The organism is Methylorubrum podarium (assembly GCF_040270385.1).
Taxonomy (GTDB): domain Bacteria; phylum Pseudomonadota; class Alphaproteobacteria; order Rhizobiales; family Beijerinckiaceae; genus Methylobacterium; species Methylobacterium podarium.
This window is the reverse complement of the sequence record NZ_JBELQE010000133.1, coordinates 16154-39649: the sequence shown is the minus strand read 5'-3', so window position 1 is coordinate 39649 and position 23496 is coordinate 16154. Positions and strand designations below refer to the sequence as shown.

General features: G+C 69.5%; 23 protein-coding genes. 9 read left to right on the top strand and 14 right to left on the bottom strand.

Translation table 11 applies throughout. The features are described 5' to 3' along the window. The first annotated feature begins 86 nt into the window (after window positions 1–86). Window positions 87–743: a glutathione S-transferase gene (locus ABS772_RS25645; RefSeq protein WP_350397503.1), complete on the top strand. Its 657-nt coding sequence runs from the start codon at window positions 87–89 to the stop codon at window positions 741–743. A gap of 31 nt (window positions 744–774) precedes the next feature. On the opposite strand, the gene modB is transcribed toward ABS772_RS25645, so the two are convergent. The 5 genes from modB to ABS772_RS25620 form a co-directional block, all read right to left on the bottom strand. After that, entirely contained in the window at window positions 775–1488 is a 714-nt protein-coding gene (modB, locus tag ABS772_RS25640) for a molybdate ABC transporter permease subunit (protein ID WP_238257491.1), read from the bottom strand. 57 nt (window positions 1489–1545) lie between these two features. Then, window positions 1546–1788, bottom strand: coding sequence for a BrnA antitoxin family protein (locus ABS772_RS25635; RefSeq protein WP_350397501.1), 243 nt, complete (start codon window positions 1786–1788; stop codon window positions 1546–1548). 5 nt (window positions 1789–1793) lie between these two features. Beyond that, complete coding sequence (locus tag ABS772_RS25630; RefSeq protein ID WP_003605770.1) at window positions 1794–2027, bottom strand: hypothetical protein; 234 nt, start codon at window positions 2025–2027, stop codon at window positions 1794–1796. A 222-nt stretch (window positions 2028–2249) separates the two neighbouring features. Next, window positions 2250–2468 (bottom strand): hypothetical protein, encoded by a 219-nt coding sequence (locus tag ABS772_RS25625; protein ID WP_350397499.1) that lies wholly within the window; start codon window positions 2466–2468, stop codon window positions 2250–2252. A gap of 85 nt (window positions 2469–2553) precedes the next feature. After that, window positions 2554–3066 carry a GAF domain-containing protein gene (locus tag ABS772_RS25620; protein ID WP_407943022.1) on the bottom strand — a complete coding sequence of 171 codons (513 nt, stop codon included), beginning with the start codon at window positions 3064–3066 and terminating at the stop codon, window positions 2554–2556. A gap of 253 nt (window positions 3067–3319) precedes the next feature. Here ABS772_RS25620 and chrA point away from each other — a divergent pair, with 253 nt between their 5' ends. Next, complete coding sequence (gene chrA, locus ABS772_RS25615; protein ID WP_238254450.1) at window positions 3320–4732, top strand: chromate efflux transporter; 1413 nt, start codon at window positions 3320–3322, stop codon at window positions 4730–4732. Between the two features lie 66 nt (window positions 4733–4798). Then, window positions 4799–5863 (top strand): DMT family transporter, encoded by a 1065-nt coding sequence (locus ABS772_RS25610; protein WP_350397494.1) that lies wholly within the window; start codon window positions 4799–4801, stop codon window positions 5861–5863. Between the two features lie 282 nt (window positions 5864–6145). Here the strand turns inward: ABS772_RS25610 and ABS772_RS25605 are convergent, their stop codons facing one another. After that, window positions 6146–6982, bottom strand: a complete 837-nt coding sequence (locus ABS772_RS25605) for an alpha/beta fold hydrolase (protein ID WP_350397492.1) — start codon at window positions 6980–6982, stop codon at window positions 6146–6148. Between the two features lie 418 nt (window positions 6983–7400). Here ABS772_RS25605 and ABS772_RS25600 point away from each other — a divergent pair, with 418 nt between their 5' ends. Beyond that, on the top strand, window positions 7401–8321 hold the full coding sequence (locus ABS772_RS25600) for an oxidoreductase (RefSeq protein WP_350397490.1): 921 nt from the start codon (window positions 7401–7403) through the stop codon (window positions 8319–8321). Window positions 8322–8327: 6 nt separating this feature from the next. On the opposite strand, the gene ABS772_RS25595 is transcribed toward ABS772_RS25600, so the two are convergent. Next, window positions 8328–10868, bottom strand: coding sequence for a putative bifunctional diguanylate cyclase/phosphodiesterase (locus tag ABS772_RS25595; protein ID WP_350397489.1), 2541 nt, complete (start codon window positions 10866–10868; stop codon window positions 8328–8330). After that, window positions 10858–12267 (bottom strand): cytochrome P450, encoded by a 1410-nt coding sequence (locus ABS772_RS25590; RefSeq protein WP_350397487.1) that lies wholly within the window; start codon window positions 12265–12267, stop codon window positions 10858–10860. The genes ABS772_RS25595 and ABS772_RS25590 overlap by 11 nt, the downstream gene beginning before the upstream one ends. A 480-nt stretch (window positions 12268–12747) precedes the next feature. Here ABS772_RS25590 and ABS772_RS25585 point away from each other — a divergent pair, with 480 nt between their 5' ends. From ABS772_RS25585 to ABS772_RS25570, 4 genes are all read left to right on the top strand, one after another. Then, a complete protein-coding gene (locus ABS772_RS25585) occupies window positions 12748–13686 on the top strand; it encodes a LysR substrate-binding domain-containing protein (RefSeq protein WP_350397485.1) in 939 nt (312 codons plus the stop codon). Between the two features lie 147 nt (window positions 13687–13833). After that, on the top strand, window positions 13834–15057 hold the full coding sequence (locus ABS772_RS25580) for an MFS transporter (RefSeq protein ID WP_350397483.1): 1224 nt from the start codon (window positions 13834–13836) through the stop codon (window positions 15055–15057). After that, window positions 15054–16028, top strand: coding sequence for an alpha/beta hydrolase family protein (locus tag ABS772_RS25575; protein ID WP_350397481.1), 975 nt, complete (start codon window positions 15054–15056; stop codon window positions 16026–16028). The genes ABS772_RS25580 and ABS772_RS25575 overlap by 4 nt, the downstream gene beginning before the upstream one ends. Then, complete coding sequence (locus tag ABS772_RS25570; RefSeq protein WP_350397479.1) at window positions 16025–16516, top strand: cupin domain-containing protein; 492 nt, start codon at window positions 16025–16027, stop codon at window positions 16514–16516. Before ABS772_RS25575 ends, ABS772_RS25570 begins: the two co-directional genes overlap by 4 nt. A 31-nt stretch (window positions 16517–16547) precedes the next feature. Here the strand turns inward: ABS772_RS25570 and ABS772_RS25565 are convergent, their stop codons facing one another. Genes ABS772_RS25565 through ABS772_RS25550 form a run of 4 tightly spaced genes read right to left on the bottom strand, consistent with a single transcriptional unit; the run spans window position 16548 to window position 20047 of the window. Further along, the gene (locus ABS772_RS25565) at window positions 16548–17552 is read right to left on the bottom strand and encodes a magnesium transporter CorA family protein (RefSeq protein ID WP_350397478.1); all 1005 of its coding nucleotides are present in this window, start codon (window positions 17550–17552) and stop codon (window positions 16548–16550) included. Between the two features lie 25 nt (window positions 17553–17577). Continuing rightward, window positions 17578–18432, bottom strand: coding sequence for an SDR family oxidoreductase (locus tag ABS772_RS25560; RefSeq protein WP_350397476.1), 855 nt, complete (start codon window positions 18430–18432; stop codon window positions 17578–17580). Further along, window positions 18429–19274: an SDR family NAD(P)-dependent oxidoreductase gene (locus ABS772_RS25555; protein ID WP_350397475.1), complete on the bottom strand. Its 846-nt coding sequence runs from the start codon at window positions 19272–19274 to the stop codon at window positions 18429–18431. The genes ABS772_RS25560 and ABS772_RS25555 overlap by 4 nt, the downstream gene beginning before the upstream one ends. Window positions 19275–19285: 11 nt before the next feature. After that, on the bottom strand, window positions 19286–20047 hold the full coding sequence (locus ABS772_RS25550) for an enoyl-CoA hydratase-related protein (RefSeq protein ID WP_350397474.1): 762 nt from the start codon (window positions 20045–20047) through the stop codon (window positions 19286–19288). Window positions 20048–20460: 413 nt separating this feature from the next. Between ABS772_RS25550 and ABS772_RS25545 the strand changes: the two genes are divergently transcribed. Beyond that, complete coding sequence (locus tag ABS772_RS25545) at window positions 20461–20904, top strand: DMT family transporter (protein WP_350397473.1); 444 nt, start codon at window positions 20461–20463, stop codon at window positions 20902–20904. Between the two features lie 105 nt (window positions 20905–21009). Here ABS772_RS25545 and ABS772_RS25540 read toward each other — a convergent pair whose 3' ends face one another. Both ABS772_RS25540 and ABS772_RS25535 read right to left on the bottom strand, forming a co-directional pair. Next, complete coding sequence (locus ABS772_RS25540) at window positions 21010–21615, bottom strand: hypothetical protein (protein WP_350397471.1); 606 nt, start codon at window positions 21613–21615, stop codon at window positions 21010–21012. Next, complete coding sequence (locus ABS772_RS25535; protein ID WP_350397470.1) at window positions 21597–22706, bottom strand: DUF262 domain-containing protein; 1110 nt, start codon at window positions 22704–22706, stop codon at window positions 21597–21599. Before ABS772_RS25535 ends, ABS772_RS25540 begins: the two co-directional genes overlap by 19 nt. Between the last annotated feature and the right edge of the window lie 790 nt (window positions 22707–23496).

Genomic DNA, 23496 nt, shown 5'->3' with positions numbered 1-23496 from the left:
ACCTTCGGGCCGGCATCTCAGAAAAGCCGGTACGGAGACAAGGGGCGCCCGCCGCGTTGTCGGCGCAGGATCGAAAAAGGCGCGCGATGATCACCGTCCACCATCTGGAGAACAGCCGCTCGCAGCGGGTGCTGTGGCTGCTCGAGGAACTGGGGCTCGACTACACGGTGACGCGCTACCCGCGCGATCCCGCGACGATGCTGGCGCCGCGGGCGCTTCGGGCGGTGCATCCGCTGGGCAAGTCGCCGGTGGTCGAGGCGGACGGCCGGGTGGTGGCGGAGACCGGCGCCATCGTCGAATTCCTGACGGCCCGCGCCGGCGGCGCCCTGGTGCCGCCGCCGGGGACGCCGGAGCGGGACCGCTACACCTACACCCTGCACTACGCCGAGGGCTCGGCGATGCCGCCGCTCCTGCTGAAGCTGGTGTTCGCGCGGCTCGCGCCGGGAAGCCCGGCCCTGCTGCGCCCGCTCGTGCGGGCGATCGCCGCCCGGGTGACGGGCGGCTTCGTCGATCCGGAGCTGCGCCGCCACGCCGCCTTCTGGGAGGCGGAACTCGCCGAGCGCCCGTATTTCTGCGGGAGCGACTTCACCGCCGCCGACATCATGATGAGCTTCCCCCTCGAAGCGTTTTCCGCCCGCGGCACGGGCGCGGGGCCGCGGGTGACGGATTGGCTGGCGCGCATCCACGCGCGGCCGGCCTACCGGCGGGCGCTGGAGCAGGGCGGGCCCTACGCCTACGCGTGACGGGGACGGGGACGGGCGACCTGGGCGCCCGTCACGCCCCCGCCCCGATCCGCCGGCTCATCCGCCGCGCCAGCGCCTCCGAGGCGACGAGCGCCAGCATCGAGACCGCGACCGAGATCAGGGTGAGGCGCAGCGCGCCCGCCTCCCCGCCCGGCACCTGGGTGAGGGTGTAGATCGCCGAGGGCAGGGTCTGGGTCTCGCCGGGGATGTTGGAGACGAAGGTGATCGTCGCGCCGAACTCGCCCATCGCCTTGGCGAAGGCGAGCACCGCGCCCGCGAGGATGCCGGGCAGGCTGAGCGGCAGGGTCACGCTCAGGAACACCAGCGGCGGCGCGGCCCCCAGCGTCGCCGCCGCCTGTTCCAGCCGCCGGTCCACCGCCTCGATCGACAGGCGCATCGCCCGCACCATCAGCGGAAAGCCCATCACCGCGCAGGCGAGCGCCGCGCCGGTCCAGCGGAACGAGAACACGAGGCCGATCTCGGCGAGCCACGCGCCGAACACCCCGCGCCGGCCGAAGGCGAGCAGCAGCAGGTAGCCCGTCACCACCGGCGGCAGGATCAGCGGCAGGTGGACGAGGCCGTCGAGCAGGGCGTGACCGGGAAAGCGCCGCCGCGCCAGCAGCCACGCCACCAGCAGGCCCGGCGGCAGGCTCGCCAGCGTCGCCACGGAGGCGATGCGCAGGGACAGGAGGAGGGCCGTCGTCTCGTCGGGGCTGAGGCCGAGCCAGTCGGAGGGGCCGCTCACGGCGCCCTCCCCGGAGGAGCGGGCGGGACGGGCGCGGTCATCCGCCGGGCCTCGCCCTCACAGGCCGGCGGCGGCCTTGAGGGCGGCGTTGATGCGGTCCTGCCAGCCGGGACCGTCCTTCTGGAAGTGCTCGAGCACCGCCCGGTCGATGCGCAGGGACACGGTCTCGCGCGTGCCGGGAATGACCGGCGCCCTGGGCGCCTCCGGCGCGGCCTCGGGAGTCTTGCGCGTCACCGCCCGGAAGGCGGCCTCGGCCGCTTGACGGGGATCGCTCGGGCGGCGGGTACGGTCGATCGCCATGGGGTTCAGGCCGTCGCCTTCTTGCGGCCGCGCTTGGGCGCGGGGGGATTGGCGGCGCGCTCCGCGGCCTCCTCGGCTTCCTTGGCGAGCCGCAGGGCCCGCAGGCGCACGGTGCGCTCGTCCACGGCCTTCACCGCAGCCAGATGCTCGGCCATGGCCTGCTGGCCCTCACGGGCCATGCGCTCGGCCCGCTCGGCGCGCTCCGCTGCGCGGGTCTTGGCGTCGATGTCGTCGCTCATAAAAGTTCTTTCGGCGAGAACGCGCGCCGCGTGAAGTCCCGGCGGCGGCACGCTGCGTCCCGACGCGGAAGGGATCGGGCGTGGGACGGCAAAAAACCCCGAGTGGGACCGTCGAGGATTGCTGCCTCCGGGCTTAGCACGAAAGCGCCGGCAAAGACCAATTCGGCGGGAGCGGGGCCGGTTTTCCCCCGCTGTTCGCGCGGGTCACGGCGCGGGTCCCGGTCAGTCCCGGTCGGCGCGCCGGAGGGACCAGTGCAGGATGCCCTGCGCGTCGATGAGCCAGAGGGCGTTCGCCCGCTCGTCCTTGGTCGAGAGATCCTGCGCGTTGGCGAGACGCACGGCCTCGCTCGGGCTGGCCGCGGTGATCGTCTCCTCGAACAGCGGAGGCCCGATCTGGCCGTCGGCCGCGCGGTGGGCGCCCTTGAGAACGAAGACCGGCATGCATCCTCCCGTTGCCCGCTGCATAGCCGCGGCCGGATCGCGGGTCACGACGAAACTGGGCCGGAGCGCCCGCACAGGCCGGCCTTCAGGGGGAGGCCGGTTCGGCGCTGCGCAGCCCGCGCAGCCGGGTGATGGCCGCCGTGGCCTGGAGCGCCAGGGTTTCGAGGCGCGAGACCGTCGCCGTGTCGAGCCAGACCATGGCGCACCAGTAGGCACCGAGCGCGGCCACCGGCTCGGGCCTGCCGATCGGCACCATGACGAGGCTCCGGATCGCCTTGCGGGCGTAGGGGGCGACCGGGACGCGGGGATCGCTGCCGACATCCGGGACGACGGCCGTCTTCCCGTTCAGCATCGCCCAGCCGGAGATGCAGGCGTCGAGGGGGAAGCGGCACCCCGTCCACAGCGGCTCGATCGCGTCCTCGGCGACGTAGGCGCAGGCGTCATCCTCGCGCAGCACGACGGCGATCCCGTCGGATCCGGCGATCCGGCGGCCCGTCCGCGCGAGGATGGACAGGACGTCCTCGAAAGAGCCCGTCTCGGCCATGAGCTCGGCGGTCCGCATCAGATGCGGGTCTGCCTGGGAGCGCTCATCAAACATGCCTGCAGCGTACGGGTTTTAGCGGGATCCGTACAGGCGACCCCGGCGAGGCGGGCGGGCCGGGGCTGGGAACCGGGGCGTGCCGCCGCCGGAGTCCAGGCGTCCTCGGCGAGCCCGAGAGCGTCGCTTCGAGAGGGACTTCCCCGGCCCACCTCATCTGATGCATGAGGTCCCGGACCGGGTGGCATGGGCGGTGGAACCGGCGTATTGTCAGTCCCGTCACCCCACCAACCAACGGGATCGCGGGCCTTCGATGAGCGGAAGCGCTATGTCGGCGCGGACGGCGCCAAGCCCTGAGGCCCGGCCCGCGCACGGTGTGTCGCTGGCCGAGGCGTCGAAGGTCTGGGCGCGGATCGCCCTGCTCAGCTTCGGCGGCCCGGCCGGGCAGATCGCGGTCATGCACCGCATCCTGGTCGATGAGAAGCGCTGGATCGGCGAGGAGCGCTTCCTGCACGCGCTCTCCTACTGCACGCTGCTCCCCGGTCCCGAGGCGCAGCAACTCGCCACCTATATCGGCTGGCTGATGCACCGCACGGCCGGCGGCCTGATCGCGGGCGGGTTGTTCGTGCTGCCGGGCATGATCGCGATCATGGTCCTGAGCCTGGTCTACGCGGCCTTCGGCGGGGTCGGCCTCGTCGGCGGCCTGTTCTTCGGCCTCAAATGCGCGGTGCTCGCGGTCGTGCTGCAGGCGGTGATCCGGGTCGGATCACGGGCGCTCAGGAACGGCGTGATGAACGCCGTCGCCGCCCTCGCCTTCGTCGCCATCTTCTTCTTCGACGTCGCCTTCCCGCTGATCATCCTCGCGGCCGGGGTGATCGGCTATCTCGGCGGCCGTACGGGGTCGCCGGCCTTCGAGGGCGGCAGCCACGGAAAAGCCAAGGGACCGGTCCTGGCCGACGCCGACAGCCTGCTCGGCGCCGGGGTGCCGGCGCATGCCCGGCCGAACGCGGCCTGGTCCCTGCGCATCGGCGCCGTGCTGCTGCTGCTCTGGCTGCTGCCGGTGGCCGGGCTGCTCGCCGTCTTCGGCAGCGGCAACGTCTTCGCCGACATCGCCGTGTTCTTCTCGAAGATGGCGGTCGTCACCTTCGGCGGCGCCTATGCCGTGCTGGCCTACGTCGCGCAGGCGGCGGTGGAGACGTTCGGCTGGCTCAGGCCCGGCGAGATGCTCGACGGTCTCGGCATGGCCGAAACCACGCCGGGGCCGCTGATCATGGTCACGCAGTTCGTCGGCTTCATGGGGGCGTTCCGCGCGCCCGCCGCGCTCAACCCCTACCTGGCGGGCATTCTCGGCGGCCTGCTGACGACCTGGGTGACGTTCGTGCCCTGCTTCCTCTGGATCTTCGCCGGGGCGCCTTACGTCGAGGCGCTCCGCGGCAACCGGGCCCTGTCGGGTGCGCTCGCCACGATCACCGCGGCGGTGGTCGGCGTGATCCTCAACCTCGCGGTCTGGTTCGCCCTGCACACCCTGTTTCGGGAGGTGGACACCCTGCGGCCGGGCTTCGGCCTGAAGCTCGAATGGCCCCTGTGGTCGAGCCTGAACGGGCCGGCGCTGGTGCTGACGGCGGCGGCGGTGCTGGCGGTGTTCCGCTTCAAGGCCGGCATGATCCCGACGCTGCTGGCCAGCGCGGCGGCCGGCGTCGCCCTGCACGTGGCCGGCGTTGTCTAGAGCCGTCCGCCGTCAGCCGGACGCATCGCCCGGCCCGTGCGGCGGGCGGGGTGGTCGGGTCGGGTCATGACAACCCGCACGCACAGCCACCTTTGGCCGGGAGTGCCCCTCGCCCTCGCCTCGGCTGTTCTGTTCGGGGCCGCCGCCCCCTTGTCCAAGCTGCTGCTCGGCAGCGTGGATCCGCAGATGCTCGCCGGGCTGCTCTATCTCGGTGCGGGGCTCGGCCTTCTGGCGGTTCATGGCGGCCGCGCGGCCCTCGGTCTCGAAGCACCGGAGGCCCCGCTGCGCCGGGCCGATGGGCCGTGGCTCGCGGCGGTGGTGCTGTGCGGCGGCATCGCCGGGCCGCTGCTGCTGCTGCTCGGTCTCCAGCACACCACGGCCTCGTCGGGATCGCTGCTGCTCAACCTCGAAGGGCTGGCGACCATGGGTCTCGCCTGGCTGGTGTTCCGGGAGAACGTGGAGCGGCAACTCCTGCTCGGGGCGGGGGCCATTCTGGCGGGCGCCCTCGTGCTGTCCTGGCAGGGGCGAGGGGTCAGCCTCGACACGGGCGGCCTGCTGATCGCGGCGGCCTGCCTGGCCTGGGGGATCGACAACAACCTGACCCGCAAGCTGTCCTCGGCCGACCCGGTGCTGATCGCGCTCATCAAGGGCTTGGCGGCCGGCGCGGTGAACCTCGCCGTGGCCCTGCTGCGCGGGGAAAGCCTGCCGCCGCTCGGCACGACGGCCGCGGCGGCGGCGGTCGGGTTTCTCGGCGTCGGCGTCAGCCTCGTCCTGTTCGTGCTCGCCCTGCGCCACCTCGGCAGCGCCCGCACCGGGGCATACTTCTCCCTGGCCCCCTTCATCGGTGCGCTCGTCGCACTTGTGCTGCTGCACGAGCCGGTCACGGGACAGCTTCTGGCCGCCGGACTGCTGATGGGCATCGGCCTGTGGCTGCATCTGGCGGAACGGCACGACCACGAGCACAGCCACGAGGCGCTGGAGCACGAACACAGCCACGTGCACGACGAGCACCACCGGCACGGCCATGACGGACCGGTGACGGAGCCGCATTCCCACCGGCATCGGCACGCGCCGATACGGCACAAGCACGTCCATTACCCGGACCTGCACCACCGCCACCGACACGGCTGAGCGGGGTCGAAACCCCGATACGGATTCCAGTTGATGCCTTCGGTGCGGCTTCCCGTTATTCCGGGGCTCTGACATGCGACTCCGGACCCGAAGGCGCGCGCCGGAGACGTGCAATCCACCCGTGATGCCACGCTGAGCCGCGCATCACGGGTGGATCCCGGGTTCCGCTGCGCGGCCCCGGGATGACGGGGGTAGGTCCGAAACCAACCAATCAACCCGAAACGGAATGAGTTGTGGCGGCCCGATCCGGGCATCGCCTCCTTTGACGGACCGGTGTCCCGATCAGCCGCGGATGAAGGCAAGGAGGTCGGCGTTGAGCTGGTCGGCATTGAGGGTCAGCATGCCGTGCGACAGGCCCGGATAGGTCTTCAGCGTGCCGTTGCGCAGGAGCTTGATCGACTTGTGCGCGGACGCGACGATCGGCACGATCTGGTCGTCCTCGCCGTGGAGCACCAGCGTCGGCACCGAGATCGCCTTGAGATCCTCGGTCTGGTCGGTCTCCGAGAACGCCTTGATGCCCTCGTAGTGGGCCTTGGCCGAGCCCATCATGCCCTGCCGCCACCAGTTGCGGATCACGCCCTCGTGGACCGTCGCGCCGTCGCGGTTGAAGCCGTAGAACGGGCCGGCCGGGACATCGAGGAAGAACTGGGCGCGGTTGTCGGCCAGCGCCTTGCGGAAGCCGTCGAACACCTCGATCGGCAGGCCCTCGGGGTTGGCCTCGGTCTTCAGCATCAGGGGGGGCACGGCGCTCACCAGCACCGCCTTGGCCACGCGCCCCTGCGGCTCGCCGTGCTGCGCGACGTAGCGCGCCACCTCGCCGCCGCCGGTGGAATGGCCGATATGGACGGCGTTGCGCAGGTCGAGATGCTCGGCCACCGCCGAGGCGTCGGCGGCGTAATGGTCCATGTCGTGCCCGTCCGGCACCTGCGCCGAGCGGCCGTGGCCACGCCGGTCATGGGCGACCACGCGAAAACCCTGGCCGACGAAGAACAGCATCTGCGCGTCCCAATCGTCGGACGAGAGCGGCCAGCCGTGATGAAACATGATCGGCTGCGCGTCCTTCGGGCCCCAATCCTTGTAGAAGATCTCGGTGCCGTCCTGGGTGGTGACCGTGGCCATGATGCTCTCTCCTCGATCGTGGGCGGGCCGGGGCGGCGTGAGGTCGGGGCCGCGGCGACCGCTGTTTGACGCCGCGAGAATGGACCTTTGCGCGGGGTTTGAAAATCAGAAACGATTGAAACGCATCGTTTCTAAAAGTAGTACCATCGACGGATCGTCCCCCGTCGCAAGAGCGGGGCCGCCCGCACGATTGCCCTCGGAGCCGCCGCGACAGGAGGCCCGTCCGAGGCGAGGTTTGCGGCGGGGTGAGTCGCGCGGCGGGCCCGACGCTAGCGCCCTTCCATCACCGAATGACGACTGAAAGGCGGGGCGCGATCACGGCTTCCGCCGCAGCCGTCGCCCCTCTATCCGGGGATGGGCGGCCCGTCGCGCAGCGCGGGACCGCCCTCGATCCGACACCCGTGAGGACCACCGCCCGATGGCGAGACAGCGCTGGACCGTCGCCGACATCCCCTCCCAGGCCGGCCGCCGCGCCGTGGTGACGGGGGCGAGCGCCGGGCTCGGGTTCGAGACGGCGCGGGCGCTGGCCGGGGCCGGCGCCTCGGTGGTGCTGGCGGTGCGCGACCTCGGGAAGGGCGAGCGCGCCGCCGCGGCGATCCGGCGGGCGCATCCCGGCGCCGACCTGTCCGTGCGCCCGATCGACACCGCCTCGCTCGACAGCGTGCGCGCCTTCGCCCGGGACTGGCCGGCGGCGGCGCCGATCGACCGGCTCGTGCTCAATGCCGGCATCGCCGCGGTGCCCCGGCGCGAGGAGAGCGCGGACGGGTTCGAGCGCCAGCTCGCCACGAACTACCTCGGCCATTTCGCCCTGACCGGCCTGCTCCTGCCGGCCCTGAGCCCCTCGGCGCGGGTGGTGTCGGTGGCGAGCCTCGCCCATCGCAGCGGACACATCCGGTTCGACGACCCGCACTGGCGCGAGACCTACGCGGCGCAGCCCGCCTACCGGCAGAGCAAGCTCGCGCTGCTGATGTTTTCCCTCGAACTCGACCGGCGGCTCGCGGCGGCGGGCTCCGGCATCGCCTCGCTCGCGGCGCATCCGGGGCTCGCCGTCACCGAGGTGTTCCGCCGGGGCGACCGGGCGGGCGCGTTCCAGCAGCGGGCGGGGCGGATCCTGTTCTCGCTGATCGGCCAGCCGGCGGCGCAGGGCGCCCTGCCGATCCTCTACGCCGCCACGGCGCCGGAGGCGCGGCGCGGCGGCTATTACGGGCCGGACGGGTTCCGCGAGGTGCGCGGCGGCCCGAAGCCCGCCGCGATCGCCGCCCACGCCCTCGACCGCGCCGCGGCCGACCGGCTCTGGGCGATGTCGGAGACGCTCACCGGGGTGCGGTTCGCCCTGTGATCGCCGTCAGGCGACGTGGCGGACGGGCCGCCGCGCCTCCTTGACCGCGCGGGGAATCAGCTCGATCAGCCCGGTGACCTCGCCGGAGGGCCGGGCCGGGCTGTAGAGGAAGCCCTGCGCGCTGTTGCAGCGCCGCAGCCGGAGCATCTCCGCCTGCTGCTCCGTCTCGACGCCCTCCACCGTGACGTCGATCCCGAGGTCGCCGGCGATGACCATGATCGCCTTGATCACCGACAGGCATTCCGGCCGGCTGCTGAGGTCGCGCACGAAGGCCCGGTCGATCTTGATCTTGTCGACGGGGAACTGGGTCAGGTAGCTCAGCGAGGAATAGCCGGTCCCGAAATCGTCGAGGGCGATCCGCACCCCCGTCGCCCGCAGCGCCCGGAGGTTTTCCAGCACGTGCGGCGTGTTGGCCAGGAAGATCGATTCCGTGATCTCGATCTCGAGCCGCTCCGGCGCGAGCCCGGTCTCGCCGAGCGCGGCCTCGACCTCCCGGTAGAAGTCGGGCAGGCGGAAATGGGTCGATGAGATGTTCACGGCCACCCGCATATGCGCCGGCCAGTTGAGAGCTTCCGCGCAGGCCTTGCGCAGGGCCCAGCGCCCGATCGTGATGACGAAGCCGGTGCTCTCGGCGATCGGGATCATCTCGGCGGGCGAGACCGGGCCGTGGCCGGGCCGGGTCCAGCGCAGCAGCGCCTCGCACCCGACGACCTCGCCGTCCTGCAGGTTCACCAGAGGCTGGTAGTGCAGCTCCATCTCGCCGCCGGCGAGGCCGGCCCGCATCGCCCCGTCGAGCTCCCGCCAGCGCCGGACCCGCCGTTCGAGGTCGGCGTCGAAGCATTGCCAGCGGCCCCGGCCCGCTTCCTTGGCGGTGTAGAGGGCGAGGTCGGCCTTGCGCAGCAGGTCCTGGAGCTCGGTCGCGTCCTGCGGCGCCCGCGCGATCCCGATGCTGACGCCGATCTCCGCGCGCACCCCGTCGATGAGGTAGGGCCGGTGCAGGGCCGCGATGACGGCCTCGGCCAGGATCTCCGCCTCCGCCGCCTCCCGGCCGCGGTGCAGGATCGCGAACTCGTCGCCGCCGAGACGGAACACCTGCGCGTTCGCGTCGACGCTGGCGCGCAGGCGGTCGGCCACCTGCCGCAGCAGGGCGTCGCCGGCGCCGTGGCCGGCGGTGTCGTTGACCTTCTTGAAGCCGTCGAGGTCGAGATAGAGCAGGTTGACGAGATCGCCTCGGGCCGAGGCGGCGACCGCCGCGCAGGCCTCCGAGGCGACCTCGTGGAACATGCCCCGGTTCGACAGGCCGGTGAGGGAGTCGCGCGCGGCGAGGTAGGCGATGTGGGCCTCCGCCTCGCGGCGCTGCGTCACGTCCGAGCCGACCCCGCGAAAGCCCGCGACATGGCCGCGCTGATCGGTGAAGGGCTTGCCGCTCAGCTCCAGCCACCGCAGGCCGGTGGGCGTCTCGATGGCGACGAGGAGCTCGTGGAAGGCCCGGCCCTGCCGAAGCTGGTCGAGCAGGTCGGCGGTCCGGTCTTCGCCCCGGTCTTCACTCCAGTCCTGGCCCCGATCCTGGCCCCGATCCCGGCCCCGCGCCTCGTCGGACCGCGCGTCGGCGCCCGGAACGAGGAGGTCTCGGAACGCGCTCCGCTGCAGCCGCTCGATCGGGCAGCCCAGGGCCTGCGCCATCCGCGGCGAGACGTGCTGGAAGCGGCCGGTCTCGTCCGTCTCCCAGAGCCAGTCGCTCGAATTCTCCTCGAACTCGTTGAGGAGCAGGCCGATGGTCTCGCTCTGATCCTCGACGCGGACACGGTCCAGGATGCGCTGGCGCGACAGGCGGCTCATCCGGCGGACGCTCAGCCCGACGAAGCTCGCGTAGACGACGAGCAGGACGGCGATGCTCAGCGCGATCGGCTCGCCGCTGCGGGCGAGCCCGATGAAGCTGCCGAGGATCACCGGAACCGCGAAGAGGTAGGAGACCGACAGGAGCGGGCCGACGACGTAGGCGTCCGAGATCAGGCCGGCGGCGATGCCGACGACGAGCAGCCGCTCGTCGCTGCTGGCGGGGCTGAAGAGCATGATGGGCATGGTGGCCCAGGCGAGGCCGAGCGCGAACGCGAACCCGCCGGAGAGGCGGTAGCCGCGCGCGACGCCGAGCTCGGACACGGCGCTGCCGAAGATGCGCTGGTAGAGCCAGGTCATGTAGAGGGTGGCCGCGATCACCACGGCGACCACCGCGAGCAGGCCGAGCAGGTAGGCCCGCGGCGCGGAATCCCAGAAGAAGTAGGCGACCGCGACGGCGACGACCAAGTGGGTCACCGCCGAGTAGTGCGCGAGCTTCAAGGTCTCGTCGAGCAGGCCCGCGCGGACCTGCAGCCTGTAGCGCGCCGGCAGCCCGTCGACCGTGTCGATGCGCCGGATCCGGTCGATCAGCGAGCCGAAACGCTCGGTCGATCGTGTCGTGTCGTCGCGGCGCGTCTCGGGCATGGTGTCGGTCTTGGATGCGAAGTGTTTGGGGGCGAAATCCGTCTCGGGGGCGGAGTCAGCGGACATGACGCGGGACGACCTTCATCGTCATGCCGCCCTTGGGCCGGAGCGTGACGCGGAACTGCGCCTCCGGCATCTCCGCGCGCACGGGCACGAAGCGGAAGGCCGGCAGGAGCGTGGCGAGGATGACGAGGCACTCCGTCAGCGCGAGGCCCATGCCGATGCAGACGCGCGGACCCGCGCCGAACGGCAGGTAGGCGTAGCGATCCCGCGACGCCGTCGGCGCCGGTGCGAAGCGGTCCGGATCGAAGACCTCCGGCCTGTCCCAGAGCGAGAGGTGCCGGTGCAGCGCGTAGACGGGCACGTGCACCGATTCCCCGGCGGGGATGACCCTGTCGCCGAGGCGCACCTCCGCCGCGGTGCGCCGGACGATCAGCGGCGCCGGCGGGTAGAGGCGCATCACTTCGAGGACGACCTGGCGGGTGAAGGCGAGCCGCTCCACCGCCTCGGGGTCGGCGGCCGGATCCGCGCCGAGCCGTGCGATCTCGTCGAGGACGCGGCGCTCCACCGCCGGGTGGTCGGCCAGCACCCGCAAGGTCCAGGTCAGGGCGAGCGCCGTGGTCTCGTGGCCGGCCGCGACGAAGGTCAGGAGGTTGTCGATCAGGCCCTCGTCGGACAGGCGTTCCCCCGTCTCCGGGTCCCTGGCCTGCAGCAGCAGGCCGAGCAGGTCGGCGCCGGGTTCGCCGCGGTCGCGCCGCCGCGCGACGGTGCGCGCCACCTCGCTGCGCAGGTAGTGCGCCGCCCGCGCGCCCGCCCCCGCGCCGGGATGGGGCGTCCAGGCCGGCGCCCGCAGCATCGAGAGCGCGATCTTCCACGCCGTCTGGCCGAGATAGGCGTCGATCGCCCGCCCGAACGGCTCGACCTCGAGCCGGCTGTCGCCCGACACCATCGTCGCGACGATGACGTCGAAGGTGGTGCGCATCATCTCCGGCAGGAGGTCGCGCTCCGTCTCGGCGCGCGCGTCGGCGGGCGTCCGGCCGAGCCAGCGCAGGCGGGTGGCGTGGGCCGCCGCGGCCATGGCGGGGATGAAGTCGCGGACCCGGTCCGGCCGGAACATCGGGGCGGCGGTCCGCCGCTGCCCGCGCCAGTGCGGCCCGTCCGCCGTCAGGATGCCGGAGCCGAGGGCGGGGGCGAGCGCCCGCAGCATGAAGGTCTCGCGCTCCAGGGCGCCGGCCTGATCGACGATCAGGCTGCGGATGAGTTGGGGGTCGCAGACATAGGTCGTCCGCTGGCCGAGGAAGCGCGTGGTCACGAGCGGCCGGGTGTAGACCTCGTCCGGCCACGCCTCGATCAGGCTGCGCAGCATCGTCGTGAGCACGGACGGCAGCGCGACCGCCTCCGCGAGCGCCTCCCGCAGCGGCGGACCGCCCGTCTCACAGACCCGAAACGTACCTGCGGATGACATATCGGCAACCTCTCCGCCGCGAGCCTCCCCCACGATTGTTAAGTTTTTGGAAGATCGGACGTCGCGAATCCGTGCCGTCTGAACATTTTCGCGGCGGCGGATTCGTTCGATGAACGTTCGACGGGCGCGTCGGGCGGCGCACTGACCGTGGATGAACGGCGTGCGGTCGGACGGGTACTGCACCCGCTTCGCCCGTCGCACGCGTTGCATTTCCGAGGATTGGCCAAGGCATTTTGTCCTTCGAAAGCCCGAACCGCGCGTGGGTGCCGGGTCTTTCCCGGCGGGTTGTGAAGAAAAACCCAGGCGCCCGCCGGGTGCGATCGGCCGGACACCGGTCCGGTCGACGGCCGGATGGGATGCCGAGCGGCCGCGGGCCCGCCGCGCCACCGAGGTCCCGGCGCGCGGCGGCCGTTCGAGACCGGTGCCGGACAACGGGACACCTGCTACGCTCGGCTCGTCTCACGCCGCTCCGGAGGAGGGATGCGAACCCGTACCCCACCGCTCTCGACCCTCAGACTGTTCGATGCCGCGGGCCGCCATCTGAGCTTCACGCGGGCGGCGGCCGAACTGAACGTGACGCCGAGCGCGGTCAGCCACGGCATCGTCGGCCTGGAAGAGGCGCTGGGCGTCAAACTGTTCCGGCGGGAGGCGGGCAAGCTCTCGCTGACACGCGAGGGGGCGGACTACCTCACCTACGTGTCCGAGGCCCTGTCGCTCATCATCGTCGGAACGCGGCGACTGCCGACGCCGCATTCCGGCCGAACCATCGCGATCAGCTCTGCGCCGACCGTCGCCTCGCGGTGGCTTCTGCCGCGGCTCCACGAGTTCCGGTCCAGCTATCCGAGAATCGCGATCAGGATCGACACCTCGCACCGGCAGGTCGGCTTTCCCGTCGACGGCTTCGACTTCGCCATTCGCATGAGCCGTATCCCGGTCTCGACGGGGCACTGGACGCGCCTGTTCGGGGAATGGCTGGTTCCCGTCTGCAGCCCCGCCTATCGCGACGCCGTCGCCGACATGCAGGGCGGGATCGACCTGGCCCGCGCCACGACGCTCCACGTCAACTCCCTCAGCGAGGACTGGCAGGCCTGGCTCGACGCCTCGGGTGCGGCCGAGATTCTCCCGAACGGAACCATGCACTTCGATACGATCCAGCTTTCGCTCGAGGCGGCGGAAGCGGGCCTGGGCGTGAGCCTCGGGCGGATGTCGCTCATGGAGCGCGAATTTCGGGACGGGACGCTCGTCAAAGTCGGGCCGGCCGTCCCGGCCGCGACGACCTATTGGCTCGTCAGTTCGGACATGGCCGAGCACGACCGGGATCTGCGCCGTTTCAAGGACTGGCTGCTGACGAAGGCCGAAGCCTTCGCGTCGGACCACGCCGGGCCGTCGTCTCCGGCGGTGCCGACCGCCGTCGGCTGACCTCGGCCCGGTCGCCGCGACGAGGCTCCGCCTCCTCGTGAGCGCCGCTCATCGGTGGTGGAGATCTTCTCGTTTGCCGCGCCGACGCCCGCTTGCGACCTTCCGCGCCGGAGGAACCGTCCGATGGCAGAGGTCTCACGCAGGTGGATGTCACCGGGACGCGGGCGCAGCACGATGCTCGTCGTGGCGGCCGCGGCCCTGGTTCTGAGCGGCGCGATGGGGATCCGGCAGACCTTCGGCCTGTTCCTCGGGCCGTTCTCGTTCGACCACGGGATCCCGGTGGCGACGGTCGCCCTCGCGATCGCCCTTCACAACCTCGTCTGGGGTTTCGCCCAACCCTTCGCGGGGGCGGCGGCGGACCGCTACGGCGTCGCCCCGGTCGTCGCCCTCGGCGGCCTCGTCTTCGCGGGCGGCCTCGCGCTCGCCGCCCTGGCGCCGTCGGGCCCGATGCTGCTGCTGGGGATGGGTCTGATGGTCGGCATCGGCATCAGCTGCACGAGCTTCGGCGTCGTGCTGACGGCGGTCGGTCAGGCGGCTTCGCCGGCGGAGCGAAGCTCGGCACTGGGATTGGCGAGCGCGGGCGGCTCGCTCGGTCAGGTCCTGCTCGTGCCCTTCGCCGAGGCGATGACGTCGGCCGCGGGCCTGACGGCCGCCCTTCTCGCCCTTGCCGGCATCATCCTCGCGGTCGCCCCCCTCGGCGTCTGGCTCGGCCGCGGCGGCCGGCGGTCGGCGGCCGACGACGCGGCGACGGAGGGCCATCTGTCCGACGTGCTCGTGCAGGCCTGCCGAAACCCCGGCTACCGGCTTCTCACGCTCGGCTTCTTCACCTGCGGCTTCCAGCTCGCCTTCATCGCGACGCACCTGCCGGGCTACCTCTCCCTCTGCCACATGCCGGCGGGCCTGAGCGCGACGGCGCTCGCCCTGATCGGCCTCTTCAACATGGCGGGAAGCTGGGGCTGCGGCTGGCTCGGCGGCCGCTTCCGGCAGCAGCACGTCCTCGGTTGGCTCTACCTGATCCGCGGCGTCGTGATCGGTGCCTTCGCCCTGGCGCCGAAGTCCGAAGCCGTCGTCGTGCTCTTCGCCGCCGCCATGGGCCTGACCTGGCTCGGCACCGTTCCGCTGACGAGCGGTCTCGTGGCGAAGGTGTTCGGGGTCCGCCATCTCGGCACGCTCTTCGGCATCGTCTTCCTGAGCCACCAGATCGGATCGTTCCTCGGCGCGTGGCTCGGGGGCGTCGTTCTCGATGCGACCGGTTCCTACGGTCCGGTCTGGGCCGCGACGGCGCTCGCGGGCCTAGTCGCCGCCCTGCTCCACTTCCCGATCGACGACCGGCCGGTCCCCGCCGCGCCGCCCGTGCCGGTGCGAGCGTGACGGCGCCGGTGATCGACGCCCCCGGCGCCGTCGGACGCGTCCTCGCCGAGGCGGTCGCGATCCGGTGCCGGGACGGCTACCTGCTGCACGGCCACCTCTGGCGCGCCGACCCGCGGCGGGCGCCGTTCCCGGGCATGGTCGTCGTCAACCCGGCCACCGGGGTCCTCGCGCGCTCCTACCACGCCTACGCACGCTTCCTCGCCGGGCACGGCTTCGAGGTTCTGACCTACGACTACCGGGGAATCGGCGCATCCCGACCGCCTACCCTGAAGGCGTGCGGCATCCGCTGGCGGGATTGGGGCGAGCTGGACTTCGATGCCGTCGTCAGATGGGCGCACGGGTGCCGCGGCGGGCCGCTCTCCGTCGTGGGACACAGCATCGGCGGCTTCCTTCCCGGCTTCGCGGAGGCCGCCGACCGCGTGGACCGCTTCCTCACCGTCGGCGCCCAGTTCGCCTACTGGCCCGACTACGCCGCCGGCAGCCGGCTCCGCATGGTGGCGAAGTGGCATCTCGCGATGCCGGCCGTGACGGCCCTCGCGGGCTACTTCCCGGGACGCCGCCTCGGCTGGCTCGAGGATCTCCCGGCCGGCGTGGCGTACGAGTGGGGTTTCCGTCGTGCCCGGATGGAGCTGAGCTATCCGCAGGACCAGCGCGCGGTGATCCTCGCCCGCTTCGCGGCCGTCGGAGCCCCGATCCTCGCCATCGCGACGACGGACGACGCGTTCGGGACGCCGTCGGCGATCCGGCGGGGGCTCGACTATTATACCGGCAGTCCGCGGACGCAGGTCCAGCTGACGCCGGCCGCGCTGGGGATGGCGGCGATCGGCCATTTCGGCCTGTTCCAGGCTCGCCGGAGCGGCACGTTCTGGACGGATGCGCTGGACTGGCTGCGCGGCGGCAGGAATCCCTGGCCGGACGCGGTCGTCCATCCCCCGCCACCCGGCCGCCGCAAAACGGAGTGTTCGCGATGACCACCGATGCACCGGCCATCTGCGCCGCCGACGCCCCCGTCCGGGTCAAGCGGAGCAGCTATCCCGAGCCCTTCGCCTCGCGGATGGAGGGGCGGATCAAGCAGCCGCTGGGCGACCTCTTCGGTCTCCGGAACTTCGGGGTCAACCTCACGCGATTGCCGCCGGGCGCGGTGTCGGCCCTCCACCACCGCCACGCGTGCCAGGACGAGTTCATCTACGTCCTCGAAGGCGCGCCGACGCTGTTCACCGATGCCGGCGCGATGCCTTTGCGGCCGGGCATGGTGGCGGGCTTCCCCGCGAACGGGACGGCCCACCATCTGGAGAACCGCACCGACCGCGACTGCCTCATCCTCGAGATCGGAGACCGCAGCCCCGGCGACGTGGCGACCTACCCGCAGGACGACCTTCAGGCGTCGATGGATGCGGATGGAAACTGGCGCTTCGCCCGGAAGGACGGGGTCCCTTACGAGCGTATTGTCGACGCCTGACGTCGCGAGATCCGCCTCGGGTCAGGCGCCCCTACAGCCACTTCTTCCAGCGGAAGAACACGTAGGGCAGCACCGCGGCCACCACCATCATGCCGACCGCGGCGGGATAGCCGAAATGCCAGTCGAGCTCCGGCATGGTCTTGAAGTTCATGCCGTAGATCGAGGCGATCAGCGTCGGCGGCATGAACACCACCGCCATGACCGAGAACAGCTTGATGATGTTGTTCTGCTCGAGATTCACCAGGCCGAGCGTCGCGTCGAGCAGGAACTGGATCTTGGCCGAGATGAAGGTCGCGTGCTCCTCCAGCGATTGCAGGTCGCGCAGGGTCGAGCGCACGTCCTCGCGCAGCTCGCGGGGCGCCTTCGCCGTGCGGTAGGTGGCCGAGAGCGAGAGCAGGATGCGCTCCATCGAGACCAGGCTCTCGCGCTGCTTCGAGATCAGGTCGCCGTGCCGCCCGAGCGACCGCAGCGTGTCCTGCAGCGCGTTGTTGCGCGAGGACGGGTCGCCCTTGTCCTCGAAGATCTTTCGCGAGAGGCGGTCGATGCGCTCGCCCTGGAGCTGGAGCACGTCGGCGGCGCGGTCGATCACCGCCTCGATCAGCCCGGCCAGGATCGACTCCCCCGAGACCGAGCGCGACGGCCCGTTGCCCGTCGCCCGGCCGGCGCGCTGCGTGTACATCCGGAACGCCTGCGGCTCCTCGTAGCGCACGGTGATGAGCCGGTTGTCGCGCAGGATGAAGGTGATGCCGGCCAGCCCCGGCTCCTCGGAATCGCTGACGCGGGAGAGCACGCGGCCCGTCATGTAGCGGGCGCCGGCCTCGACGTAGAGCAGCTCCGAGGGCTCGATGTCCTTCATCTCCTCCCGCGTCGGCACGGTGATGCCGAGGAAGGATTCGACCTTCACCTCCTCCTCCCGCATCGGGCGTACGAGGTCGAGCCAGACCGTGTCCTCGGGGATCGGCTCCTGCAATTCGAGGTAGCGGCGCTCCAGCACCGTCTGGGTGTCGCCCGCGACGGGCTTGTGGGTGAAGATCAACGGATGTGACCTGTCGGAAGGGGCCTCAGTCGAGCGCCCCGGGGGGCGCGACGCTTGTCTCCGGCACGAAGAAGTCCGGCGCAAGCGGGACCCCCGCTGTGACGCGGTATTTTGAAAAGTCCGTGACGCCCTCCTCGCTGAGGAAGCTGTCGTCGATCAGGAAGCGTCCGGAGAAACCCTTGGCGTCCTTCAGGAAGACGGCATGCGCCGCGTCCGCCACGATCTCCGGCGTGCGGCTCGCCTGCATCAGGGCGTCGCCGCCCAGCAGGTTCCGCACGGCGGCCGTGGCGATGGTGGTGCGCGGCCACAGGGCGTTGACCGCGATCCCCCGGCCCCGCAGCTCGCCGGCGAGGCCCAGCACGCAGAGCGACATGCCGAACTTCGCCATGGTGTAGGCGAGGTGCGGGGCAAACCAGCGCTCGGCCATGTCGAGCGGCGGCGACAGCATCAGGATGTGCGGGTTCTGCGCCTTCTCGAGATGGGGGATCGCGTACTTGCTCACCATGTAGGTGCCGCGCGCGTTGATCTGATGCATCAGGTCGAAGCGCTTCATCTCGGTCTTCGGCGTGTTCGACAGCGAGATCGCGCTCGCGTTGTTGACCACGATGTCGATCCCACCGAATTCTTTCGCGGTCCGGTCGAGCGCGTCCTTCACCGCCTCCTCGTCGCGGACATCCACCGTCAGCGGCAGCGCCCGGCCGCCGGCCCGCTCGATCGCGTCGGCGGCGGTGAAGATGGTGCCTTCGAGCTTCGGGTGCGGCTCGGCGGTCTTGGCGGCGATGGCGACGTTGGCGCCGTCGCGGGCGGCGCGCAGGCCGATGGCGAGCCCGATGCCGCGCGAGGCGCCGGTGATGAACAGCGTCTTACCCTGCAGGCTCATGCGTCGTCCTCTGCGATCCGGAAGCGCTCCGGCTGGCGGCCGTCGGCGTCGGTGAAGCCGTAGGCGCGGGCGAGATCCCCGACATGGAGCGTGCGTCCGGCCCGGTCCAGCACGGACGGGTCGGCGGCGAGCGCCGCGAGCGCGCGGCCGGCATAGAGCGGGCTCTCGGTGGCGAGCGCCTCCTGGCCGAGGTCGCGCACCCGCTCGGTGGCGACGAAGCCCGGCGAGAGCCCGAGCGCGCAGACACCGTGGGACGAAAGCTCGGCGGCGCAGGCGAAGGCGAGGCGGTTCGTCGTCGCCTTGGCGAGGTCGTAGTAGATGTCGCCGAGATAGGTCTCGGTGCCGAAGGAGACGAAGGCGATCAGCCCCCGCTTCGCCGCGACCATGGCCGGCGCCACGGCGCGGGCCAGCAGCAGCCCCGGGTAGGGCCCGGTCCCCAGAAAGTGCGAAAAGGGCTCGGCCGAGCGGCGCCAGAACGGCGTGCCCCAGGCGGCGCCGTCGGGGTAGCGCTCGCCGTCATAGCCCTCGTTGCCGCCCCAGACGCTGGACGCCGCGACGTCGATCCGCCCGAACCGGCGCAGGGCCCAGTGGACGAGCTCGTCCACCGCCCGCTCGCTGGTGTGGTCGCACAGGTAATGGTGCCCCTCGCCCCCCGCCGCGTCGACCTCGCGGGCGGTGTCCTCGATCGCCTCCGATCGCGTCTCGGTGCGCCGCCCGGTCTCGGAGGAGCGCGCGGTGACGATCACCGTGGCGCCGGCTTCGCCCAAGCCCCGCGCGAGCCCGCGCCCGACCCCGCGCGAGGCCCCGGCCACGAGGCAGACCTTTCCCCGCAGATCCGGCATCGCGAAAAAACTCACGCCTTGCCGGAGAGGAAGCGGGCGAGCCGCGCCTGCGTCTCGGGATCGCGCAGGCCCGCCTCGAACGCCTGCGCCTCGGCCTCGATCGCCGCCTCGACCAGCCCCTGCTCGCCGCGCATCAGCGCGCGCGACGCCTGCAACGCCTTGCGCGGCAGGGCGGCGAGGCGGGCTCCTTGCGCCAGCGCGTGCTCTTCCAGCGCCGCGGAGGGCAGTTCCGCGTTGGCGAGCCCGAGCGCCACGGCGGCCGCGCCGTCGAACGGCTCGCCCAGCAGCAGCAGCGCCGAGGCGCGGGCCAGCCCGATCCGGCGCGGCAGCAGGTGGCTGGCGGCGGCCTCCGGCACCACGCCGAGTTCCACGAACGGCATGCGGAAGCGCGCCTGCGGCCCGACATAGACGAGGTCGCAATGCAGCGTCAGCGTCGTGCCGACGCCGATGGCGAGCCCGTCCACCGCCGCGACCAGCGGCGTGCGGGTGCGGGCGAGCTGCCGGATGAAGCGAAGCGCCGGCATGTCCTGGAACGAGTCCCGCTCCGCCTCGCCCGCGAAGAAATCGGCCAGGTCGTTGCCGGCGGTGAAGGCGCCGGGCAGCCCGGCGAACACCACCGCCCCGATTTCTTCGGAGTTCGCGTCGGCGTCTGCGAGCGCCGCCGTGGCGGCCTCGTACATCGTCCCGGTCAGCGCGTTCTTCTTGGCCGGACGGTTCCAGCGGATCAGCCGGACGCCGCCCGCAACATCCTCGATGGTGATGGCTTCGCTCATCCGCCCTCGCCCCGCGCCTGTCCCGACCCCGAAAAAGTCCCGGCCCGTCGGCTCCACCCTTCTGCCCACCGCGACGCTTTGTCGAGGCCCACTCGGCGCCGCGCGGGCCGCGCCGTAGGACGGTTTCACGGCCCCACCATCGTCTCCGTCATTCCGGGGCCGCGGAGCGGAGCCCGGAATCCACCCGTGATGCGCGGCTTGGGGTGGCGTGTCGGGTGGATCGCACGCCTCCGGCGCGCCCCTCCGGGTCCGGGTTCGCCTGCGGCGCCCCGGAATGACGGCGCGTTGGGTGAGACATCCCCGCCGCGCTCGCGGCCCGGCAACTGCCCCGCGCCCCGCCGCCGCTCGGGGCCGTGGGCGCCCCGATGTCGCACCGGCGAAACTTGGCGGCACCGTCACGGGGATGACCGGCCATGTGGTTCCTCTACGCTCTGACGATCCTCGCCGGTCTCGCCAACGCGATCCAGCCGGGACAGAACGCGACGCTGTCGAAGTCGCTCGGCCTGCCCGTCACGGCGGCCCTGCTGACCCTGCTGGTCAGCACGATCGGCCTGCTCGCGGGCGGCCTCGCCCTGGGCAAACTCGAAATCCCCACCGGCCAGCAGCTCGGGCAGGTGCCGTGGTGGGCGTGGCTCGGCGGTTTCCTGAGTATCCTGCTGATCCTGGCCCAGCTCTACGCCTCCCCCGCCATCGGCGCGGCGACGTTTTTGGGCATCATCGTCACCGTGGGCGTGCTCGCCTCGATCGTGCTCGACCATTTCGGGTGGGTCGGGTTCCCGGAGCACCCGGCGAGTTTTTGGCGCGTCGCCGGGGCGGTGTTGATGATGATTGGGGTGGGGTTGGTGGCGGTCTTCTAACTTTTTTGGGCGACACGATCGAAATAGAGAATGCTTAGAGTTCGATGAAGATTTTACGGCAAATAAATGCGCGATTATAATTATTGCATTCAGCCTAGGTAAATATCATGAGAGTTGTGCGGCTATCCTGCCGAGTTCAGATAAATAAACTTCGAATCTTACTTGTATCGGACTGGTTCGAATTCGAGAACGAAGAAACCCAGCTGGGCTTCTCTCTCTTGGCAATAGAACCATTCCTCCAATTACTTTAGATCTAAACTGATTGGATGAATGATCGCTTCTGTGTGCAATAGCATTTCTAGTGAGTGAGATGGCCTTGATTTGTGACTTATCGCCATCTGTTAACTCTGAAAATGGTTTTCCATCTTTCAAATAAATGCGCGCTCTGGATTCTGTCTTATTGTAAGGCAGCCAGTCTAGATAGTCGTTTTTTTGTGTTAGGATTGTGATTAAATTATTTTTATTGGATACAGACATCAGGAGTTTTATCCTGTCAGGCGGATGACCGCTCCTTCCGAGAAGGATGGATATGAAAAGTTGTTCCAAGTAAGACTCAAAATTAGTTACAGCCCTCAAAAATAGAGCCTCGTAAACAGCTTCTATATCAGTTTTCTTTATCATACCATCTGAAAATAGACTCTCCATTCTATTGCGCGTATTGTTAATCCGTGTAAGGCTCCGATGAAACGTATTCAGCTCTGCTGTGGGCATGGATCATTATCCTCCCCAGCAAAGTACTTAATGATTTCTCTTCGGCTGGCCGCATCACTTGTGGCGCCGCGCAGGGATTGCGCCACCAGTTGCGGAACATCTCTGCCTGAATGTATTGCCCTAGCAGCAGCTTGCATGGCGTCGATTGCTGCCATCGTGATGGGCTTGCCTCGCTCCCTGTTTAATCGTTCAGTGGAAACGAATGCAGATCTCAAACTGTATCGTAAACCATATATCGTCGCAAAAAGAGCGTAGAATAGAGATCGGCTGCCGAATAGCTCTGTGACAGTCTTTGGCTCATAGGAATTCTCAATTGTGTCAAGTATATCCCTAAATCTTCTCGATACTTCATCGCTATCAGGAAAGTCATCGTCATAAGATTTATAAAAACTATCTATATTCGGCTTGCTCTTGCTGCCTATCCCTTGCAGCATAATAATCATAAGTTCGCTTGTGAACTCAACTTCGTACATCCTCGCAATTTGATTTGGTGTGAATATTTTCCACTCTCTCCAACGATTTAACTGCTCAGTCGCAAGTTCGTATGAAAGTTGCTTGAACGATCCATAATATTCAGCATTACGAAGTTCCTGCTCATTCAATTTAACACCTGTGGAATTCATTCTCGCAAAGATTTGAAGTATTTCTCTGTCATCTGTGTCGGCGGAGAACGAGTGGACGCTGAAAGTGTAGTCAAGGATGCGCTGCTGGGCAGCTTGCGGAAGGTCGCTAAATCGCCTTCCAGCATATTCTTTGCTATGGACACGGCTTATTTTGAAGTCGTCTCGACTTGCATCATAATCGTTCAATGACTCCGGTGCAATGAAGGACAAAACGGTGCGAATTCTCTGTTGACCGTCTACTACATCGCGTTTAGATTTAAACGTTTTGAGATCCGACCGCAAATCCCGCAAGAATATTATTGGCATCGGGAGGCCACGCAGTATCGTGTCGATGAGATAAGATTTTGCTCCCGGCTTCCACACCGGGCGGCGTTGGAAATTTGGGTTCAACTCCAAGGTTCCATCTCTCTGCCAGCTTATGAAATCGCTTACTCGGTAAACAGTTTTATTTGTTTGTATTTCTTTCATCGATCTCTCCAAATGAATTATGTGAAACTGTATGCGCAGTTTCGGCTTAGAATGCAGCTGTGCCTCTTTGCGCTCGATGGATCATGCTATCACTCTGAACGAACTATGCGCGCCATTGTAAATTTAAGCATCCCCAAAAATCTATTGACAAAATAGACAAAAAGTCCTAAAACTCCGGCCACCCACCTCCCGGACCAACCGGAGGAGCGTTTCCGGTGACCGGCCGGCGAGGCTCGTTGGGCGGTGGGGCGGTTCCCGCGTCGGTGGCCCGGTCGCCATCGCCCCGGGCGCTGTGCGCGACACAACGCCAGCTCGGGATGGGGCCGTAGGCCGTCTCGGGTCGGCGCCCAGGAACAACCGGAGCCGGGCCCAATACGAGGTCCGGTGCGGACGAGACCGTCGAAGCCGGCCCTGGCCGAGGCGTCCTCGCCCCTCACGGGGCGGCGCGCCGGAGAGCACCAGGCCCGCGGGTCCGGGGTCGATGCCGGTGGAGCGACCGTGACGCAAAAACGGACGGACGGCCTTTTGTGATAAGGGGGCCGCCCGCCCGCGGGACGCCGGGAGACCGGCAAAGCTTCAACCAACGATCCGGAGGTCTCGCGGCGTCCCGCGTCCCCCTCGGGGTTCGACTTCGACGTGGTTGCGTTCCCAGCCGGCCGATCGGCCAGCCGACCTCCGGGCCTCAGGGCCGCGGGGGGACACGTGTTCGGGGAGGGCTGTTCGACCGGTCCGCGCGCCTCCGACCCGCGCCCTCATCCTGAGGGGCCGGCGCGCCGCGGCGGCCTCGAAG

Bases quoted from the DNA above. Each gene is read 5' to 3' on its own strand.
- ABS772_RS25570 (WP_350397479.1), top strand. From the start codon at position 16,025: ATGACCACCGATGCACCGGCCATCTGCGCCGCCGACGCCCCCGTCCGG.
- ABS772_RS25590 (WP_350397487.1), bottom strand. From the start codon at position 12,267: ATGTCATCCGCAGGTACGTTTCGGGTCTGTGAGACGGGCGGTCCGCCG.
- ABS772_RS25585 (WP_350397485.1), top strand. From the start codon at position 12,748: ATGCGAACCCGTACCCCACCGCTCTCGACCCTCAGACTGTTCGATGCC.
- ABS772_RS25550 (WP_350397474.1), bottom strand. From the start codon at position 20,047: ATGAGCGAAGCCATCACCATCGAGGATGTTGCGGGCGGCGTCCGGCTG.
- ABS772_RS25605 (WP_350397492.1), bottom strand. From the start codon at position 6,982: ATGGCCACGGTCACCACCCAGGACGGCACCGAGATCTTCTACAAGGAT.
- ABS772_RS25540 (WP_350397471.1), bottom strand. From the start codon at position 21,615: ATGCCCACAGCAGAGCTGAATACGTTTCATCGGAGCCTTACACGGATT.
- ABS772_RS25610 (WP_350397494.1), top strand. From the start codon at position 4,799: ATGACAACCCGCACGCACAGCCACCTTTGGCCGGGAGTGCCCCTCGCC.
- ABS772_RS25580 (WP_350397483.1), top strand. From the start codon at position 13,834: ATGTCACCGGGACGCGGGCGCAGCACGATGCTCGTCGTGGCGGCCGCG.
- ABS772_RS25535 (WP_350397470.1), bottom strand. From the start codon at position 22,706: ATGAAAGAAATACAAACAAATAAAACTGTTTACCGAGTAAGCGATTTC.
- ABS772_RS25560 (WP_350397476.1), bottom strand. From the start codon at position 18,432: ATGAGCCTGCAGGGTAAGACGCTGTTCATCACCGGCGCCTCGCGCGGC.
- chrA (WP_238254450.1), top strand. From the start codon at position 3,320: ATGAGCGGAAGCGCTATGTCGGCGCGGACGGCGCCAAGCCCTGAGGCC.
- ABS772_RS25625 (WP_350397499.1), bottom strand. From the start codon at position 2,468: ATGCCGGTCTTCGTTCTCAAGGGCGCCCACCGCGCGGCCGACGGCCAG.
- ABS772_RS25630 (WP_003605770.1), bottom strand. From the start codon at position 2,027: ATGAGCGACGACATCGACGCCAAGACCCGCGCAGCGGAGCGCGCCGAG.
- ABS772_RS25645 (WP_350397503.1), top strand. From the start codon at position 87: ATGATCACCGTCCACCATCTGGAGAACAGCCGCTCGCAGCGGGTGCTG.
- ABS772_RS25635 (WP_350397501.1), bottom strand. From the start codon at position 1,788: ATGGCGATCGACCGTACCCGCCGCCCGAGCGATCCCCGTCAAGCGGCC.
- ABS772_RS25545 (WP_350397473.1), top strand. From the start codon at position 20,461: ATGTGGTTCCTCTACGCTCTGACGATCCTCGCCGGTCTCGCCAACGCG.
- ABS772_RS25595 (WP_350397489.1), bottom strand. From the start codon at position 10,868: ATGTCCGCTGACTCCGCCCCCGAGACGGATTTCGCCCCCAAACACTTC.
- ABS772_RS25600 (WP_350397490.1), top strand. From the start codon at position 7,401: ATGGCGAGACAGCGCTGGACCGTCGCCGACATCCCCTCCCAGGCCGGC.
- ABS772_RS25620 (WP_407943022.1), bottom strand. From the start codon at position 3,066: ATGTTTGATGAGCGCTCCCAGGCAGACCCGCATCTGATGCGGACCGCC.
- ABS772_RS25555 (WP_350397475.1), bottom strand. From the start codon at position 19,274: ATGCCGGATCTGCGGGGAAAGGTCTGCCTCGTGGCCGGGGCCTCGCGC.